Here is a 19,788-nt window from a genome sequence, read left to right as displayed (position 1 = left end):
CGCTGGTACGTTGACGCGCCCGCCCGCCTCGGTCACTTAGCCTGTTAAGCTCCCGGGGCGCCCGGACCTGTCGCCTTCCCGCAGCGCGATGGATACCGGCGACTCTTTTATTAAGGAACTTAAATGCAAGCGGCAACTGTAGTCATTAACCGCCGCGCTCTGCGACACAACCTGCAACGTCTGCGTGAACTGGCGCCTGCCAGCAAGCTGGTTGCAGTCGTGAAAGCGAACGCTTACGGACACGGTCTTATCGAGACCGCGCGAACGCTCCCTGATGCCGACGCCTTTGGCGTCGCCCGGCTTGAAGAAGCCCTACGCCTGCGGGCGGGCGGCATCACGCAGCCGATCCTGCTGCTGGAAGGCTTTTTTGAGGCCAGCGATCTGCCGGTGATTGCCGCCGAGCGCCTGCAAACGGCGGTGCATAGCCCCGAACAGCTGGCCGCGCTGGAAAGCGCCGAGCTGAGCGAACCGGTCAGCGTCTGGATGAAGCTCGATACCGGCATGCATCGGCTGGGCGTGCTGCCGGAAGAGGCGGAGGCTTTCTACCAGCGCCTGAGCCGCTGTAAAAACGTCCGCCAGCCGGTGAACGTCGTCAGCCACTTTGCCCGCGCGGATGAGCCGGAGTGCGGCGCCACCGAGCGGCAGCTGGATATCTTCACCACCTTTACCGATGGCAAGCCTGGCCTGCGCTCTATCGCCGCCTCCGGCGGGATTTTGCTGTGGCCGCAGTCGCATTTTGACTGGGTGCGGCCGGGCATTATTCTCTACGGCGTGTCGCCGTTAGAGAATCAATCCACCGGCGCCGACTTTGGCTGCCAGCCGGTGATGTCGCTGACCTCGAGTCTGATTGCCGTTCGCGAGCATAAAGCGGGCGAGCCGGTGGGCTACGGCGGGACCTGGATTAGCGAACGCCATACCCGGCTGGGCGTAGTGGCGATGGGCTACGGCGATGGCTATCCGCGCGCTGCGCCGTCCGGTACGCCGGTGCTGGTTAACGGTCGGGAAGTGCCGATTGTCGGCCGCGTGGCGATGGATATGATCTGCGTCGACCTCGGCCCCGAGGCGCAGGAGAGGTCCGGCGATCCGGTGGTGCTGTGGGGAGAAGGTTTACCCGTTGAACGGATTGCAGAAATTACAAAAGTAAGTGCTTACGAACTTATCACGCGCCTGACTTCACGCGTTTCGATGAAATACGTCGATTAGCCCCGATTTACCGCAATATTCCCCGGCAGCGTCGCGGCCGCCGGGGCCAGGGCGCTACCCGACAGCCCGGCTACGGCGCCAGCGCTGCGGCCGGGAAAAGCCCCGCCGGCGCCCTATAGGGCGATCGTCATCGGCAATCCGCTAACATCCTCTCGACCTGCCACGGCTTCCGGTTTATTGTGTTATGACCTGCCTTTTGTAAACCTGGAGAAACATCGCGTGTTTCAGAAAGTTGACGCCTACGCTGGCGACCCCATTCTCTCCTTAATGGAGCGTTTCAAAGAAGATCCTCGCAGCGACAAAGTAAACCTCAGCATTGGTTTGTACTACAACGAAGCCGGAATTATCCCGCAGCTGAAGGCGGTGGCGGAAGCGGAAGCGCGCCTTAACGCGCAGCCGCACGGCGCCTCGCTGTATCTGCCGATGGAGGGTCTGAATGCTTACCGTAGCGCCATTGCGCCGCTGCTGTTTGGCGCCGAACACCCGGTACTGCAGCAGCAGCGCGTGGCTTCCATTCAGACGCTGGGCGGTTCCGGCGCGCTGAAGGTGGGGGCGGATTTCCTCAAGCGCTACTTCCCGCAGGCGCGCGTGTGGGTCAGCGATCCGACCTGGGAAAACCACATCGCTATCTTTGAAGGGGCTGGCTTCGAAGTAAGTGCTTACCCTTGGTTTGATAATGAGACCAACGGCGTGCGCTTTGAGGCGCTGCTCGAGACGCTGCGCACCCTCCCTGAAGGCGATATCGTGCTGCTGCATCCGTGCTGCCATAACCCAACCGGCGCCGATCTGAACCATGACCAGTGGGATGAAGTGGCAAAAGTGCTGAAAGCGCGCAGCCTGATCCCTTTCCTCGACATCGCCTACCAGGGTTATGGCGCGGGCATGGAAGATGACGCCTGGGCAATTCGCACGATTGCCAGCGCCGGGATGCCGATGCTGGTCAGCAACTCCTTCTCGAAAATCTTCTCCCTGTACGGCGAGCGCGTGGGCGGCCTGTCGGTGGTTTGCGAAGATAGCGAAACGGCGGGACGCGTGCTCGGCCAGCTGAAGGCGACCGTACGCCGTAACTACTCCAGCCCGCCGAACTTCGGGGCGCAGGTGGTTGCCACCGTGCTGAACGACGCGGAGCTGAAGGCCTCATGGCTGGCGGAAGTCGAAGAGATGCGCACGCGCATTCTGGCGATGCGTCAGGAGCTGGTGAACGTCCTGAAAGAGGCGGTCCCCGGCGTTAACTTTGACTACCTGCTCAAGCAGCGCGGGATGTTTAGCTACACGGGATTGAGCGCCGCTCAGGTCGATCGCCTGCGCGAAGAGTTTGGCGTCTATCTGATTTCCAGCGGCAGGATGTGCATGGCGGGCCTTAACTCGGGCAACGTTCAGCGCGTTGCGCAGGCATTTTCTGCAGTGATATAACCCCCCAGCAATATCTGGCCCTTTCCGACGTATAAAGGAGAGGGCAATTCCCTTCCTGAAGTGTGATCATTCTCTTTTTCTATGACATTCGAGCAGAAACCTCTTTTCATCACCGGATGCCGGGGTTAAGGTCATGGTGAATTTATAAGCACCCACATTATTGAAAATTATAATGATTCGGTTATTTACACTCGCCATCATGCAAAATGCGTCTCAGCCCCAGGGAGCGTTCGGCTAACCGTAGCCGTCAAAGAGGCCGTTTGAATGATGACGTTTATAGGGATAAATATGCGCAAAATCACCCTGGCCTTCGGGGCCGTCTGCCTGCTGTTCACGCTTAATAGCGCCGTCGTTGCCCGCGCTTCGACGCCGCAGCCCCTCTCGACGGGAACCAACGTCGCTAAGCTCGCTGAACAGGCGCCGATTCACTGGGTCTCGGTGGCGCAGATTGAAAATAGCCTGCTGGGGCGCCAGCCGATTGCGGTGGGCTTTGATATTGACGATACCGTGCTGTTTTCCAGCCCTGGATTCTGGCGCGGTCAGAAAACATTCTCTCCCGGCAGCGATGCTTACCTGAAAAACCCCGAGTTTTGGGAAAAAATGAACAACGGCTGGGATGATTTCAGCATGCCGAAAGAGGTCGCACGTCAGCTGATTGCGATGCACGTTAAGCGCGGCGATAGCATCTATTTTGTGACCGGCCGCAGTCAGACCAAAACCGAAACGGTCTCGAAAACCCTGCAGGATGATTTCCTGATCCCCGCGGCAAACATGAATCCGGTCATTTTTGCCGGCGATAAGCCGGGACAGAACACGAAAACCCAGTGGCTGCAGGAGAAAAACATCAAGGTCTTCTACGGCGACTCGGATAACGATATTTCCGCCGCCCGAGAGGCGGGCGCGCGGGGCATTCGCGTTCTGCGCGCCTCCAACTCCTCTTACAAGCCTTTACCGATGGCCGGGGCCCAGGGGGAAGAGGTTATTGTGAACTCCGATTACTGATCGCCTGCGGGCGAAATAGCAGCCAGCAACAGCGGCAGCCGGAGGGCTGCCGTTTTTTTGTACAAAATCCGCTCCGGAAGGTTTTACCTTTTCGCTTATTGCTGCACACTTAGAAAGATTCATTCGCAGCATGAATGGCTTATCTGACATCGACAGTCGGGCCGCGGTGCGGCTCGCGGAATATCGCATTCACGGCGGTTCGCGCCATCGCGTCGGGACGCTCATGGGGGAATATTAGATGACAATTTCGGAGTTATTGCTCTACTGCATGGCCAAGCCTGGCGCGGAGCAAAGCGTACACAGCGACTGGAAGGCGACGCAGATTAAAGTGTCGGACGTGCTGTTTGCGATGGTCAAGGAGGTGGAGGATAAGCGCCCCGCGGTGTCGTTGAAGGCCAGCCCGGAACTTGCCGAGCTTCTGCGGGAGCAGCACGTAGACGTGCGCCCTAGCCGGCACTTGAACAAGGCCCACTGGAGTACGGTATTCCTTGACGGTTCGCTGCCGGATTCGCAGATTTACTACCTGGTCGACGCCTCTTATCAGCAGGCGATTAGGCTGCTGTCGGAGCCGACCCGACAGCAGCTTTCGCAGTGATTAGCTCAGCAACGGCTTGAGGAAATGCGCGGTGTGCGAGGCTTCGCACTCGGCAACCGTCTCTGGGGTCCCGGAGACGAGAATTTCCCCGCCGCCGCTGCCGCCTTCCGGGCCGAGGTCCACAATCCAGTCCGCAGTTTTGATGACGTCCAGGTTGTGCTCAATGACCACGATGGTGTTGCCCTGATCGCGCAGCTGATGCAGAACGTCCAGCAGCTGCTGGATATCGGCGAAGTGCAGACCGGTGGTCGGCTCATCGAGAATATACAGCGTCTGGCCGGTTCCGCGCTTCGACAGCTCGCGCGCCAGCTTCACGCGCTGAGCCTCGCCGCCGGAGAGCGTGGTCGCCGACTGGCCAAGACGGATATAGGTCAGGCCTACGTCCATCAGGGTTTGCAGCTTACGCGCCAGCGCAGGGACGGCGTCAAAGAACTCGCGCGCCTCTTCGATGGTCATATCCAGCACTTCATGGATAGTCTTACCCTTGTACTTAATCTCCAGCGTTTCGCGGTTATAGCGCTTGCCCTTGCACTGGTCGCACGGCACGTAGATATCCGGCAGGAAGTGCATCTCGACCTTGATAACGCCATCGCCCTGGCAGGCTTCGCAGCGGCCGCCGCGAACGTTAAAGCTAAAGCGCCCCGGCGTGTAGCCGCGTGAACGTGATTCCGGCACGCCGGCGAACAGTTCGCGTACCGGCGTAAACACGCCGGTATAGGTTGCCGGGTTAGAGCGCGGCGTACGGCCAATGGGGCTCTGGTCGATATCGATAACCTTATCGAAATGCTCCAGCCCCTGCACGTCGCGATAGGGCGCCGGTTCGGCGATAGTCGCGCCGTTGAGCTGGCGCTGGGCTATCGGGAACAGCGTATCGTTAATCAGCGTTGATTTACCGGAACCGGAGACGCCGGTAATGCAGGTAAACAGGCCCACTGGCAGCGTCAGCGTAACGTCCTTCAGGTTGTTACCGCGCGCGCCGGTCAGCTTCAGCACCTTCTGCGGGTCGGCGGCTACGCGCTGCTCAGGCACCGCAATCTTGCGCTTGCCGCTCATGTACTGCCCGGTCAGGGATTCAGGCACCGCCATAATATCCTGCAGCGTGCCCTCAGCCACCACCTGCCCGCCGTGTACGCCAGCGCCGGGGCCGATATCGATCACGTGGTCAGCGGCGCGAATCGCGTCCTCATCATGCTCAACGACAATGACCGTATTGCCCAGGTTACGCAGGTGAACCAGCGTCCCAAGCAGGCGTTCGTTGTCGCGCTGATGCAGGCCGATGGACGGCTCGTCGAGCACGTACATGACGCCGACCAGCCCGGCGCCGATCTGGCTGGCCAGACGAATACGCTGGGCTTCGCCGCCGGACAGCGTCTCCGCCGAACGCGAGAGCGTCAGGTAGTTCAGGCCGACGTTGACGAGGAACTTCAGGCGATCGCCGATCTCCTTCAGCACCTTTTCCGCGATTTGCGCCCGCTGGCCGGAGAGCTTCAGGTTGGTGAAGAAGTCCATCGCATGGCCAATGCTCATATCGGAGATTGTCGGCAGCGGCGTATTTTCGACGAAGACGTGGCGCGCTTCGCGGCGCAGACGGGTGCCATCACAGCTGGTACAGGAGCGGTTGCTGATAAACTTCGCCAGCTCTTCGCGCACCGCGCTGGATTCGGTCTCTTTGTAGCGGCGTTCCATATTGTGCAGAACGCCTTCGAACGGATGGCGGCGCACGGAGGTGTCGCCGCGATCGTTCATGTACTTGAATTCAATATTCTCTTTGCCGGAGCCGAACAGAATGACTTTCTGCACGTCGGCATTGAGGGTGCCCCAGGGCGCTTCGATATCGAACTGGTAATGCTCGGCCAGCGACTTCAGCATCTGGAAATAGTAGAAGTTACGCCGATCCCAGCCGCGGATCGCCCCGCCCGCCAGCGACAGCTCCGGGTTTTGGATCACGCGTTCGGGATCGAAATACTGCTGCACGCCAAGGCCGTCGCAGGTGGGGCAGGCGCCGGCCGGGTTGTTGAAGGAGAACAGGCGAGGTTCCAGTTCGCGCATGCTGTAGCCGCAAATCGGACAGGCGAAGTTGGCGGAGAACAGCAGCTCATCCGCTTTCGGGTCGTCCATATTGGCAACAACGGCGGTTCCGCCGGAGAGATCCAGCGCCGTTTCAAACGATTCGGCCAGCCGCTGGGCGAGATCGTCACGCACCTTGAAGCGATCGATAACCACTTCAATGGTGTGTTTCTTCTGCAGCTCAAGCTTTGGCGGATCGGAGAGATCGCAAACTTCGCCGTCGATCCTCGCGCGGATATAGCCCTGGCTCGCCAGGTTCTCCAGGGTCTTGGTATGCTCGCCTTTACGCTCTTTGATAATCGGCGCCAGCAGCATCAGGCGCTGGCCTTCCGGCTGGGAAAGCACGTTATCGACCATCTGGCTGACGGTTTGCGCCGCCAGCGGGACGTCGTGGTCCGGGCAGCGCGGTTCGCCGACGCGGGCGTAAAGCAGACGCAGATAGTCGTGAATTTCGGTAATAGTGCCTACCGTAGAGCGAGGGTTATGGGACGTTGATTTCTGTTCGATGGAAATCGCCGGCGACAGCCCCTCGATATGGTCGACATCCGGCTTCTCCATCAGCGACAGGAACTGACGCGCGTAGGCGGAGAGTGATTCAACGTAGCGGCGCTGCCCTTCGGCATACAGCGTGTCGAAAGCCAGTGAGGATTTGCCTGACCCTGAAAGCCCGGTGACGACAATCAGCTTGTCGCGGGGGATAACGAGGTTGATGTTTTTGAGATTATGGGTGCGGGCGCCCCGAACTTCGATCTTATCCATTCACCTTTCCCGGTAGGTAGATACACGGATTGCCTGGTTTGTATGAAGAACAAACGGCGGAAACGGCTAATTATGGCACAATCCGACCTGTTTGAATATACAGTATTGGAATGGCAGCGTGGGTTGATGGTGAAAAATTGTATAGCGATAAGATGTTTACTGGAATCGACGTCCCAGCTATCTAAAAGGGCCTTTGTGGTGTTAGAATTACCGGTTTACACTTATTAAGAAACGTATTCAGGAGATTCGATCATGGCCAGCAGAGGCGTAAACAAGGTGATTCTCGTCGGTAATCTGGGGCAGGACCCGGAAGTACGCTACATGCCAAGTGGCGGCGCCGTCGCCAACTTCACGCTGGCGACTTCCGAATCCTGGCGCGATAAGCAGACCGGCGAAATGAAAGAACAGACCGAATGGCACCGCGTTGTGCTGTTCGGCAAGCTGGCTGAAGTGGCCGGCGAATACCTGCGTAAAGGTTCGCAGGTTTATATCGAAGGCCAGCTGCGTACCCGCAAATGGACCGATCAGTCCGGTACTGAGAAGTACACCACTGAGATCGTGGTCAACGTTGGCGGCACCATGCAGATGCTGGGTGGCCGTCAGGGCGGCGGCGCTCCGGCAGGCGGCGGCCAGCAGCAGGGCGGTTGGGGTCAGCCTCAGCAGCCACAGCAGCAGCCGCAGGGTGGCAACCAGTTCAGCGGCGGCGCGCAGTCTCGTCCGCAGCAGCAGGCTCCGGCAGCACCTTCTAATGAACCGCCGATGGATTTCGACGACGACATCCCGTTCTGAAGATGACCTTAGAGTTATCTGTAAAGAATGTAAATATAGGCCCCTGTTAATTCAGGGGTTTTTTGTTTCTAGCGCCGGGAAAAGTGTCTTGTATAAATTGGTAATTTTTCACATATAGTCTACCTTGTAATTATGTAATGTTTATGGGTTGTGGGCGCATGGAAAAGAACTACAGAGTTACAACATTTGTCATGGATAGTGGCGAGCGCTATTGCATGGTAGTGGATCGTGCTTCTGGCCTTCCTATGTATTATCCAACTTTGTTTTTAACAACCCAAATCCGCAATAAAGGCAATGCCTTCTCAACGACGCTAGCTGCTGCTAACAACCTAGTCTTGTTGTTACGCTTTCTAGAGAGTCGTGACATTAACCTTGAAGAACGGTTATTGACCAAAGATTTCTTCAAGCCACATGAGATGGACGATCTGCGAGATTTTGCTCAGCGCAAGCAAGGCAGGATACCATCAAAAGCGTTCTCCAACCCTTGGCTGGATGATGAGTTGGTCAATATCGTGGATAACGGAACACAACATTCCCGCCTAACAACGTTTGCCAACTATTTACGCTGGTATGCTATGCATATCTTAAAGATGCCTGAGCAGGATGTTGTCGAACAGATCAAGACTATGGCGACGCAAATAAAGGTGCGCCGACCGTCTAAAAAGAGCAGAAACAGTACATTGCAAGACAGGTCTTTGAGTGATGTTCAATTGGATGTGCTATTTGAGACGATCAAGCTCGATTCAGAGTGGAATCCTTTTTCAATTGATGTGCAGCGCCGCAATCGGCTGATGATCTTGCTTCTGTATCATCTGGGCATCCGAGGTGGCGAATTGTTAAACATCAGAATACAGGACATAGATTTTAGCTCTAACAGGATCCGTATCGTTAGGCGAGCAGATGAACGAGCTGATTCTAGAACCAATGAGCCTAATGCCAAAACCAGAGAACGGCTCATACCGTTGGCTGAATCCTTAGCTCAAGAACTGCACAGTTATATCACCAAAGATCGCCGAAAAGTCCAAAATGCAAAGAAAAATGACTATCTGTTTGTGACTTACAAGCGTGGGCCAACTGTCGGAAACCCTATCTCCAAGGCGGGTTATCACAAAATATTTTCCTTGGTCAAAGATGTATCGCCGCAATTGTACACAGTGACTGGACACTCGCTCCGCCATACATGGAATCGTAAGTTTTCAGAAAGAATGGATGCCATGGATGAGCCAGTCAGCGAAGAACGACAAGAGCAAATCCGTGCGTACTTACAAGGTTGGAAACCGGGCTCAGGAACCGCAGCGACTTACAACAAGCGTTTCATTCAGCGAAAAGGTTTTGAGGCCGCCTTGGCTTTACAAGAGGGAAATGGCACTCGCTTACCAAAGGACATGAAGATTGATGATGAATAACATCTTACCAGCATTGCCTACCGATAAAATACCTGCAAAATCAAATGGATACTTTTTCATGTTGCATGAAACTATGTGGAGATTAGATAAAAACAACAATATTTCGGTTGGTATGATACATGACCTTCTGGATCCTGAGACTCTGAGTGGGTTTCTTCATACCCTGTCATTTTATGCCAGGAACCTGTCCGCGGGATACACGAGACATATTTTCTTGTGTTTCTTAGACATGATTCGTGCAACTAAAGCTACTCGTATTGACGATATCATGTTGATTGGATACAGGTCTTCTTTGGATGCGGCTCATGAGCATGAGTTAGGCAGCGTTAGTGTTCTACTGCGAAAGTGGCACAAGCTGGGCTATCCCGGTGTTAGCAAGAACGTGGCGTGTTTGCTGGAGGGGTGGAGATTAAAAGGGGGGCGTAAGGGGGATGCGGTTAAGCGATTGGATCCTCTAGAGGGGCCGCTGACGGATAATGAACTTCAAGCGTTTAACGAAGCGGTTGTACGAGCTTATGAAAAGAGCGTAATAACCATCGCTCAGTTGGCTATGGCTCTCAGCATCAGTCATACGGGACGTCGCTCAATCCAGATCTCGCAGCTGCGCGTGGTTGATATTCTCTGCGGAGAAAATGAAAAGGGTGAACCCTTCTATGTGTTGAATGTGCCGCGAGCTAAGCAACGTAGCAGCTTTTTTCGCGAAAGCTTCAAACCCTATGCTATGACTCTCGAACTATGGGCAGTCCTGAGTGCTCAGGCAAGAAATGCAGTTACTCTGGTTGAGAATCGTCTCGGGATTGAATTGCAGGAAGCTGACCGGCAGCAGATCCCTCTATTTCCTGATCTTGATGTGCTAGCGACTATCCAATCCCCTTATGAATTCTGCCAACTGCTTGCCACTGACAAACTCCACATACCAGCAGCAGATATAACCGAGACACTCCAGTACATCGTAGAAAAGTCCGATATCCGGTCGGAACGGACCGGCGAGCTATTGCATATCAATGCTCGTCGTTTTCGTTATACCACGGGCACACGAGCTGCTCGGGAGGGCTTTGGCGAGTTGGTGATTGCGGAACTGCTCGACCATACGGACACCCAAAACGCAGGCGTTTATATCAAAAATATCCCCGAACATGTGAAAAAGCTGGATGAAGCGGTTGGCTTCCAATTGGCACCATACGCTCAGGCTTTTGTCGGGGTACTTGTCGATTCAGAGAGGGACGCGCATCGAGGTAATGACCCTACTAGTCGTATTCGGACCGAAATGGGACAGGGCGTTGGTACTTGTGGAGAACATGGCTTTTGTGGTGCCAATGTTCCTATTCCTTGTTACACCTGCATGCATTTCCAGCCTTGGCTGGATGGCCCACATGAGGATGTCTATCAGGGCTTGCTTAATGAGCGTGAGCGGGTGAAAGAGATAACTGGCGACATCCAGATTGCTGCCGTGCTTGATCGTAGCATCATCGCGGTGGCAGATGTGATTATGCGTTGCGCTAAACGTCGTGAAGAGCTTGGTAAAGAGGGATTAATTACCAATGGCTGAGATTTTCCAGTTCAAGCCAAAGGCTATTCTGACGGCAGCAGAAAACCTTGGAGCATTCATAGCCAAGTGCCGAGATCAACTGACTGTATTCGGATCCGAACTCAATTGGGATGCTGACCTGCTCCCTGTTGATTAACACACTGCGATGCTAGTAATGTCTTCATAAGCCACATGAGGACATCCCCATGAAGAAGCGTTTTTCCGACGAACAGATCATCAGTATTCTCCGCGAGGCCGAGGCTGGCATTCCCGCCCGTGAGCTTTGCCGTAAGCATGCTATTTCTGACGCGACCTTTTACACCTGGCGTAAGAAGTTTGGTGGCATGGAAGTACCGGAAGTAAAACGCCTTAAGTCGCTTGAAGAAGAGAACGCCCGTCTCAAGAAGTTGCTTGCAGAAGCCATGCTGGATAAGGAGGCGTTACAGGTGGCGTTGAGCCGAAAGTACTGACGACAGACCACAAGCGGGAAGCTGCTGTAGTGATGTGTGAAGCGACGGGTCTGTCGCAACGCCGAGCCTGCAGGCTGGTTGGTTTGTCCCTGTCGACCTGCCGCTATGAGGCGCAGCGTCCGGCGGCTGATGTGCATTTATCCGGACGCATCACTGAGCTGGCGCTTGAGCGCAGGCGTTTCGGTTACCGCCGTATATGGCAACTACTGCGTCGGGAAGGCCTGCATGTTAATCACAAGCGCGTGTACCGCCTTTATCACCTCAGTGGCCTGGGTGTTAAGCGCAGACGACGTCGTAAAGGACTGGCAACAGAACGTCTGCCACTGCTCCGTCCGGCTGCTCCTAACCTGACGTGGTCGATGGATTTCGTCATGGACGCACTGGCTACCGGACGCAGAATAAAGTGCCTGACCTGCATCGATGATTTCACGAAGGAATGCCTGACAGTCACTGCCGCCTTCGGTATATCAGGAGCTCAGGTCACACGCATTCTGGACAGTATTGCGTTATTTCGTGGCTATCCGGCAACGATCAGAACAGATCAGGGACCAGAATTTACCTGCCGGGCACTGGACCAGTGGGCTTTTGAGCATGGCGTTGAGCTTCGGCTTATTCAGCCGGGTAAGCCGACACAGAACGGGTTTATCGAAAGCTTTAATGGTCGATTTCGGGATGAGTGTCTGAACGAGCACTGGTTCAGCGATATCGTTCACGCCAGGAAAATCATTAACGACTGGCGGCAGGACTATAACGAGTGCCGGCCTCATTCCTCACTGAATTATCGGACGCCAGCGGAATTTGCAGCGGGCTGGCGAAATGGAAAAATTGAAGGTAAACAAACCGACATTACTAACTGACGATTGTGTTTAATACTGGGGGCAGGTCAATGCGCCTGTGTGGCCAAACATAACTGTGTTCGCCAAGTTGGGCGTTACTACTCGCAAACCAAAACCCCAAGAGATGCAAGATCCAGAGTTCATCGATTTCGCTAAAGCTTATTTCCGTTACCAGCAGGGGCATCATCCCACGGGGACAAAAAATGAAAGTAAGGCCCTCCGAGCGGTTGAGGCGTCTTTGCTTCAAGTAAACGGGAGTGCAAATATTGATGGCCTGTCAATTACTGTGCTTGATGAAGCAGCTGAATTGGCAAGGCAGCACTACTCAGATGGCTCAGCATATAGTTGCGGCCGTGAGATTGAGCGGCTGGCTAAGTTTGTAGCTGAAAACCAGCTTGTACCAAACGCTATACAAGATTGGGTCAATCCAATTCAGCGTGCTAGTGATAAGAATAAAACAGGCAGAGAGGCGAAGAAAAATAGAGAGGAGAAACTGCCCTGTGATATTGCTCTCAATGCGCTGGCCGAAATTTTTGCCACTAATCCAATTAATGAGAGGGATATATTCACATCATCGGTGTTTGCGATGTTGATGTCAGCACCATCACGCATTACTGAAGTTTTGGCTCTACCTGCGGATTGCGAGGTATTTGAAACTGATCGCGAAGGTATAGAACGTTATGGCTGGCGTTTCTTTGCCGGGAAAGGTTACGAGGGTGATATAAAGTGGATACCAAGCGTTATGGTCGAAGTAGCCAAAACTGCCATCGCCAGAGTGAAAACTCTATCACAGAATGCCCGAAGCCTAGCCAAGTGGATTGAGAATAACCCTAACAAGTTTTACCGTCATATTGACTGTCCTGATGTTGCTGATGATAAGCCATTAACGATGGAGGAGTCTTGTATAGCTCTCGGTCTTGCTTGTGAATCCAAAAAGCAATGTCATTCTTCTCTTTATAATCGAGGACTAGTCCAAAAAGATGGTGTGCACACGCTAAATAGTTTGTGGCAGCATACTTTGGCGCGTTTGCCTGATAGTTTTCCGTGGTTCGATAAAGACAAAGGTATTATGTACAGTAATGCTTTGTTTGCACTGAATGCTAATCAGTTTCATGGAAACCGAGGCTGCCTGCCGGTTGAATTGCACAAACCAACCCATAATTTTTTTAACAATGATCTTACGCCTCGTGAGGCCATTGAAGGAAAACATGCCAGTATCTTTGATCGCCATGGTTATCGTACTGAAAATGGAGAGCGGGTCAAATTGACCTCGCATCAGGCTCGACACCTGCTCAACACCATTGCCCAGCGTGGAGGACTGTCAAACTTGGAAATTGCCAAGTGGTCTGGACGGGCAGACGTGAAGCAGAATCGAACCTACAACCACATGACTGAATACGAACTGGTTGGCATGGCTGAACGCCTTGATCCCACAAAAGCGCTATTTGGGCCTGTTGGCGAAGTGGCAAAGCATCTGCCCGTGACTATGCAGGAGTTGAATACCTTAGAGCATGCCGCAGTCCATGTGACGGAGTATGGCTACTGTGTGCATGATTACACCATGAGTCCTTGTGAGAAGTTCCGAGATTGCGTCAACTGTACTGAGCAGGTTTGTATCAAGGGCGATGATACAGAAAAATCAGACCGAATTAAAAAGCGGCTGGTGAAGTCGGAACGATTATTTTCGCTTGCTGAAACGGCTGTGGCAAGCGGCGAGATGGGGGCTGACCGCTGGTATCAGTACCATAAGAAGACCGTTACCAGGCTTCGGGAACTAGTCGCCATTTTAGAAGATCCAAACATTGAAAATGGTACCCAGATTAAGCTCTTGGGCAATGATTTCAGCCAGCTTCGCCGTGTTGTCGCAAAGACTTCTATTGAGGCCATCGAGCAAAAAGGCAAAGAAAGTGAAGAAGCTGTGATGTTAGATAATTTGACAACTTTGTTAGGGGGGGGCCTTGGCTAAGCATCTGGACAATCGAGACATTAACGCCATCGTGAATCTAATTCGAGGATGGCAGGAACCAAAACTGTCCTGGTCAGCAATCTGTGAGGCGGCAGAACCATTGGTCGGAAAGTTGCCGTCAAGACAGTCCCTTAATGCACATGAGGCAATAGTGACTGCCTATCAAACAAAGAAAGAAGCGCTTAAAGGCCGTGGCCCCAAAAATCCGCGTCCAGCTAGTTTGAACATTGCAGCCGCTAGGATTGTGAAGCTTGAGAACGAAATCGAAGAGCTGAAGGAAGAGAACCGGATGTACAAACAACAGTTTGTGATCTGGCAATACAATGCATACAAACATGGAATGAAGGAGCATCAACTTAATGCGCAGTTGACGAAGATTGACCGGGAGAGAACTGATGGTGAAAAACGTTAACTTTTCAACTTAGCGGTGCTAAAAAACTAGATACAGTTTTTCTGAATAATGACTATTGTGCTTTATACCATTATCTAATTAAAAAATCCGAATTGGTGACTAAATTGTTAAATAAACAAAAAAGATTTAAAATAAAACCAACGCATGAAATTGTAAGTTCTGTCTTGAACCCAAGCCGCTTTTTAGGTAGTAAAATTGATGCAAAGAAGGCCTGTTTTAGCGATTTTGTCTGCCGTTCAAATGATGAAGACTTTAACAGGGCTATAAATATAATCCTTCGGGATGAAGAAATATCAAACGCGTTAAATCAGAATGTTAAATTTATTAAAGAGGCGTTTTCTAGAACTATTGTTTCAGCGAATAATGTTAGTAATGCACGAATAATAAAATTATATAATGCTATTCTTTTGAGTAAAATTGATAGTCTCAGATTATATATTGATGCTAAGCAAAAAGTGGAAGAGTTGTTTGTCCATGGTGACCTTAATCAAGCAATAAATATACTGGATGAGTTAAATGAAAATTTAGGCTTTTCCATTTGGGAAATGGAAGTCAGGTTTGCAATATACACAATTAGAAAAGAATATAGTGCCATAACTGAATATCTTGAAAAAATAAAAGGTGAGACAGATGATGAGTTTCTACGGGATATTGCAAGGGTAATAGCATGGAAATCTCAAAGCGTCGATCCTAGTCTTATTATGGAAACTATGGTTCGTAGGCCAAATAAAGAGTTTATAGATGGAAATGCTTTTATTATAGCTGCATTTTATTCACTTACATGTCTTCATTATCCACTCTACAACGATGTTGATTTAATGCATAGTATGAAATGGTTGCAACTATTACCTACTATAGATTTATTTAATGCTGTAAAAAAAATCACAGTATATGGAATGGGTAATGGGTGCCTAAGTGAGATTGAAAAAAATTCTTTAAGAGATCTGTTCGCATCCTTGAATAAGGAGTTGAACTTACGTGATTTACGAGAGATAGTAACTGCAATTTCTTCAGAAAATTCGGTTCAGAGTACTTTGCCAATAACTGATGATATCATATTAAATTATAGCGAGGGAAATTACAAATATGTTATAGATGCAGTGGAAACAAGACTAAATAGCCTTGATGATATTATAACAAAAATTAATATTTTTGCTAAATCATACATCCATTCGAATAGGAAACCAAATGGGCTACCTATTTTCCTGAATGAAGTCATCAATAATCTCATTAGCATATACTCTCTAAAGGATGCAAATCAGGCGATAATGCAGCAGGTTGGGTTGATTGTAAAATATTCAGTGCTAGATATTTCCGATCATTTAATGATAAGTGTTTTAAAATCTGCACCGTATTTCCTTTCAGCTCAGCAGAAAGATGGAATTATCTTTAAATTAAAGTTTCTGGAAAAACAGCTTACCCCGCTTGCATGCCACCTTGATGAATCACCTTCACTATATGAAAACTACTCCTTGGATTTAAATGTCGAACATTTAATAAGGAAGAAAACTGCAATTTTTGCTGTTTTAAATAATGATGAAAAAATGTTGGATAAAGTTAAAGACTATTATGAGGTTGCACCTATTAAGAAAGATGCAATTGAGCTTATGGTTGAATGCTTTATTCGATGCAGTGATAAAAAATCGTTAATTGAGTACGCTTCAAATGAATTGATTATAAATCCAAACTCAAATATATGCTTGCCTTTGAAAGATATTGTTGGTTATGTTAGCGAAAATAACTTATATACTATTGATTCTGTAATTTGCAGCTATTATTATAATAAGTTTTCATCAGAGGATAACAGCTCTGTTTTGAATGAGGTTTTTGAAGAGTATATAATTTCTCGCGATGTTTTTCGTCCAAGTGAATTAGTTACTGGTGAATTATCTAAAAAAGAAATAATACTTTTAAATGAGATTTCTAAAATTGACGTAATGGATTATTTAGGTTGTTTCGATAATGATAATGATTTGAAAATAGAAAGGATGAAAATTTTAAATAAACTCGTGTCCGCAGGTTTTTTATCTCAAACAAATGTTGATGGTGAATGTAAAATGATCGTAGACGACATTCTCATCGAAAATGAAGCAGCAAAATTTAATGATGCTAAAATATATATTGATACTAGATCTATTTTAAATAAAAGAAAGAATGATATAGAGTCGTTACTTCATAAGTATAAAAATAGCTTAGAAGAGGATCAAGTTAATGACAATGTACAATATGAAATTGAATCTATGGCAATACTTAAAGGCAGCAAAAATGAAATTCTAACAAGAATGATGAACATACTTCTTGTTGAATATTTTAATAATAAAGAGGTCGGCTTGGATAAAAATTTAAGCTCAGAAATAAGACATGGTTTTTTTGGTAATTTAATTTGTTCAGGACCTCAAAACAGACACCTGCTTACAGAATTAGATGGAAGTGGTAAATATAAATCCAATCAATATTGGTTGGAATACTATAAAATGATAAGTTCAGAAATATTAAATAAAGTTGATGCCTTGTTAGTTAAGTTTAGTGAGGATTTTAATCAAATTATAGAAAAAGCAGAACAGTGGATGAAAGTATCTCTTAACAGTGATGATACTGATAGAGTTTTTGTGTTCAACTTTACTGTTGAAGAATTTAATATGATAAGAGATCTGGCAGATGCCTCTGTCAGTGTTGATGAAATTACAAATAGTATGTTTCATTTATTTAATGAAAAGCTGCTAAGTTGCCTTGATACCATGAAGTCAAAATTAAATGAGGTTTTTGCTTCTCAGGTGGATGATTTGTTTACTGACCTTATCGATAATATAAATGCCGCGAAAAGTACAACCGGTATGAATTATTTGTTGGAGGAAATCAGATTGGCAAATACCGAGGTTAAAGAGAATATACGAACTGTATGCGAGTGGTTTTCCCTTAAAAAATCCGTAGATTTCGAAAGTATCGAATTAGATAAATTAATTCGATTAGCAGAGCGTTGCTTCAAACAAATTAATAGTTGTGATATTGAAATTCATGTTGAATCGCACTTGAATCATAAAATTGATGGCGGTCAATTATATGCGCTTGTGTTTTGTATCCTTAATTGTTTTAATAACTCATATAAATATTCAAGTGAAAATAGAGATATATATGTTGAAATCACTGGTGAAGAGAGTAAGTGTTTTTCCATTAAAATACTTAATGAGATAAGTAATAGCACGTTGCAGTATCTGCAGAATGGAGGAATTGATCTTTTGATAAGTAAGTTAGCAGATGCTGACAATAATGATTTACTAACAAAAGAAGGTGGTTCAGGGTTATACAAATCACTTCATGGGTTGAAAACTGTTTCAAGTAAATATAATTTGCAGCCAATGATTGTTAATGATAAGTTCTGTGTAGAGGTTACATATGGGTATTGATATACTTGTTGTTGAAGATAATGAATACAAACGGAAACGAATTGTTGAAGTTATCAAATCTGATTTCAATGATTGCATTGTGACTGAATCATACTCCTTTACTTCAGCTTGGAAGTTTATATCTGAACATGTTTTTGATGTTATTTTATTAGATATGAGCTTGCCTACTTTTGATAAAACAGACTCTGACCCTGGAGGAGTTTTTAGAATTTTTGGAGGGAAAGAGTTAGCCCGGAAAATGGGAAAAAGAAATGTAAAATCAAAGTTTATTTTTATTACGCAGTATAAGAGTTTTAGTGATAATATTAACTCTTATTCTTATGACGATTTGAAGTCAGAACTATTGTGTAAGTACAGTTCTAATTGCCTAGGTTTCATACTCTACAGTAATACTAAAAGTGAATGGCGTGATGAACTTGTTAAGTCAATAAAAGAGTTAGAAAAGTGAAAATTTTAATAGTTGATGATAATGCTGCAAGATGTGAAGAAGTTAAGGCTCTTTTACAAGAAGAACTAGGAATTGGCGAGCCTGATATTTATACAGCATATAACACACAATCGGCTAAAACTTTGATGAGAAGTATTAGATTCGATTTCTTGATTTTAGATGTGGTTTTGCCAAAGAGAGATGAGCCACCATGTGCTGAATTTGGCCTTGCCCTATTAAATGATATTAAGAAAAGGCCTACAATTAAAAAGCCTGGTAAAATTGTTGGTATTACAGCCCAATTTGAAGATCTTGAGTCTTTTAGAACACAATTTGATTCTCATTGTGAAGTATTAATCGAAGCATCTACTCGCTCAAAAGATTGGAAAGGTAAGATTTTACAAGCTGTTAAATTTGAAAACTCGAAACTTATATCGAAGTATACTACTGAAAGAAATGTCACCTGCTTATCCGTTCACGGAATAAGAACCAGAGGTGAGTGGCAGCAAAAATTCAAGAAAATTGTAGAGTCCAATGTTGACACGGTCAGTTTTGAAAGCTACAAATATGGATACTTTACTGTATTGTCTTTTATGATACCATTCTTAAGACAGATAAAAGTCAATTCATTCAGTAAAGAACTAAAAAGGATAAATCTTCAAGGTAAAGAAATTTTTATATTTTGCCATAGCTTTGGGACATATATTACTGTTAATGCTATCTCCAAATTATTGTCCGAAGGAACTACAGTCAATATCAAGATGCTGGTTTTATCTGGTAGCGTTCTTCCATCAAACTATGATTTTCATAAGATAATGACTTTGACAGATATGAAGTTGATAAACGATTGTGGCTGTGATGATAGAATTCTTCTTCTTTCTGAAGGGCTTGTACCAAATACAGGTATGGCAGGAAGGGTAGGATTCTATGGGCTTAATAATGCAAGGTTTGTAAATAGATTTTTTAAAGGTGGACATAGTCATTATTTTGATGAAGGTAGTGGATTCATGGAAAAATATTGGCTGCCTCTATTCTATGGCGATTCTAATATAGAAGTGATAGATCAGAGATGTGACAGTATTGTTACCTCTGGTATTATTGAGAAAGTTACATCTGGGCTTGGGAAAGTTAAGGGTATAATATATCTCACAGCCTTGTTTTTTTGTTTTTATTATTTTTGCATGAAATGATTTACGCAATTTAACTCCGCGGTTCTTAATGTTTCTGTGGAGTTAATTAGAATGCGATTAAGATTATAAAAAGAATGAGTTCTACTAATCAATAGGCGGTGATGCCTCTGAATAGTTGGATTTTATGATATCCTGCCCTCATTTGAGGTATTCCCATGGCTACTGTAACTATCCATTGTCCCCGCTGTGATTCTGATGAGGTTCCCAAGAAAAGTATGTTGCTCCACTTCCAATTTCCGCATGCAAATGTCTCATCTATATCGCACTCGTCATAGAATATACCACCACAGTGATGCCGTTCACGGTGGATAAGGTTTTTGA

The 19,788-nt window shown here is 48.0% G+C and carries 15 protein-coding genes; 14 read left to right on the top strand and 1 reads right to left on the bottom strand.

Translation table 11 applies throughout. From position 1 onward, the window contains the following. The first annotated feature begins 123 nt into the window (after nucleotides 1-123). From alr to MMW58_RS27060, 4 genes are all read left to right on the top strand, one after another. On the top strand, nucleotides 124-1,203 hold the full coding sequence (gene alr / locus MMW58_RS27075; protein WP_133601248.1) for an alanine racemase: 1,080 nt from the start codon (nucleotides 124-126) through the stop codon (nucleotides 1,201-1,203). Nucleotides 1,204-1,422: 219 nt separating this feature from the next. Further along, entirely contained in the window at nucleotides 1,423-2,616 is a 1,194-nt protein-coding gene (gene tyrB, locus MMW58_RS27070) for an aromatic amino acid transaminase (RefSeq protein WP_159237608.1), read from the top strand. A gap of 288 nt (nucleotides 2,617-2,904) precedes the next feature. Then, complete coding sequence (gene aphA, locus MMW58_RS27065; protein WP_241723785.1) at nucleotides 2,905-3,618, top strand: acid phosphatase AphA; 714 nt, start codon at nucleotides 2,905-2,907, stop codon at nucleotides 3,616-3,618. Nucleotides 3,619-3,856: 238 nt separating this feature from the next. Next, the gene (locus MMW58_RS27060; protein ID WP_045853451.1) at nucleotides 3,857-4,213 is read left to right on the top strand and encodes an MmcQ/YjbR family DNA-binding protein; all 357 of its coding nucleotides are present in this window, start codon (nucleotides 3,857-3,859) and stop codon (nucleotides 4,211-4,213) included. On the opposite strand, the gene uvrA is transcribed toward MMW58_RS27060, so the two are convergent. Continuing rightward, nucleotides 4,214-7,039: an excinuclease ABC subunit UvrA gene (gene uvrA, locus MMW58_RS27055; RefSeq protein ID WP_159237609.1), complete on the bottom strand. Its 2,826-nt coding sequence runs from the start codon at nucleotides 7,037-7,039 to the stop codon at nucleotides 4,214-4,216. Between the two features lie 252 nt (nucleotides 7,040-7,291). Between uvrA and ssb1 the strand changes: the two genes are divergently transcribed. From ssb1 to MMW58_RS30380, 10 genes are all read left to right on the top strand, one after another. Then, a complete protein-coding gene (gene ssb1 / locus MMW58_RS27050) occupies nucleotides 7,292-7,828 on the top strand; it encodes a single-stranded DNA-binding protein SSB1 (protein ID WP_123709998.1) in 537 nt (178 codons plus the stop codon). Nucleotides 7,829-7,986: 158 nt separating this feature from the next. Next, a complete protein-coding gene (locus MMW58_RS27045; protein ID WP_241722481.1) occupies nucleotides 7,987-9,234 on the top strand; it encodes a tyrosine-type recombinase/integrase in 1,248 nt (415 codons plus the stop codon). Further along, a complete protein-coding gene (locus MMW58_RS27040; protein ID WP_241722480.1) occupies nucleotides 9,224-10,783 on the top strand; it encodes a site-specific integrase in 1,560 nt (519 codons plus the stop codon). Before MMW58_RS27045 ends, MMW58_RS27040 begins: the two co-directional genes overlap by 11 nt. Before the next feature lie 185 nt (nucleotides 10,784-10,968). Next, a protein-coding gene (locus MMW58_RS27035) for an IS3 family transposase (protein ID WP_241722119.1) occupies nucleotides 10,969-12,089 on the top strand; the annotation gives its coding sequence in 2 pieces (ribosomal slippage) (nucleotides 10,969-11,227 and nucleotides 11,227-12,089; 1,122 coding nt in all). A 103-nt stretch (nucleotides 12,090-12,192) separates the two neighbouring features. Next, on the top strand, nucleotides 12,193-14,034 hold the full coding sequence (locus tag MMW58_RS27030) for an integrase (protein WP_241722479.1): 1,842 nt from the start codon (nucleotides 12,193-12,195) through the stop codon (nucleotides 14,032-14,034). After that, the gene (locus MMW58_RS27025) at nucleotides 14,027-14,446 is read left to right on the top strand and encodes a hypothetical protein (protein ID WP_032142156.1); all 420 of its coding nucleotides are present in this window, start codon (nucleotides 14,027-14,029) and stop codon (nucleotides 14,444-14,446) included. Before MMW58_RS27030 ends, MMW58_RS27025 begins: the two co-directional genes overlap by 8 nt. Before the next feature lie 95 nt (nucleotides 14,447-14,541). Further along, nucleotides 14,542-17,850 carry a hypothetical protein gene (locus MMW58_RS27020; RefSeq protein ID WP_241722478.1) on the top strand — a complete coding sequence of 1,103 codons (3,309 nt, stop codon included), beginning with the start codon at nucleotides 14,542-14,544 and terminating at the stop codon, nucleotides 17,848-17,850. Next, nucleotides 17,840-18,298 (top strand): response regulator, encoded by a 459-nt coding sequence (locus MMW58_RS27015; protein ID WP_001514824.1) that lies wholly within the window; start codon nucleotides 17,840-17,842, stop codon nucleotides 18,296-18,298. The genes MMW58_RS27020 and MMW58_RS27015 overlap by 11 nt, the downstream gene beginning before the upstream one ends. After that, nucleotides 18,295-19,467: a response regulator gene (locus MMW58_RS27010; RefSeq protein WP_001514825.1), complete on the top strand. Its 1,173-nt coding sequence runs from the start codon at nucleotides 18,295-18,297 to the stop codon at nucleotides 19,465-19,467. Before MMW58_RS27015 ends, MMW58_RS27010 begins: the two co-directional genes overlap by 4 nt. 155 nt (nucleotides 19,468-19,622) lie before the next feature. Further along, a complete protein-coding gene (locus MMW58_RS30380) occupies nucleotides 19,623-19,742 on the top strand; it encodes an IS1 family transposase (protein ID WP_371822955.1) in 120 nt (39 codons plus the stop codon). The last annotated feature ends 46 nt before the right edge of the window (nucleotides 19,743-19,788 follow it).

Origin of the sequence: Klebsiella sp. HC6, assembly GCF_022605325.1 — a bacterium.
Taxonomy (GTDB): Bacteria; Pseudomonadota; Gammaproteobacteria; order Enterobacterales; family Enterobacteriaceae; genus Klebsiella; species Klebsiella terrigena.
This window is presented reverse-complemented; position numbering and strand designations above follow the sequence as displayed.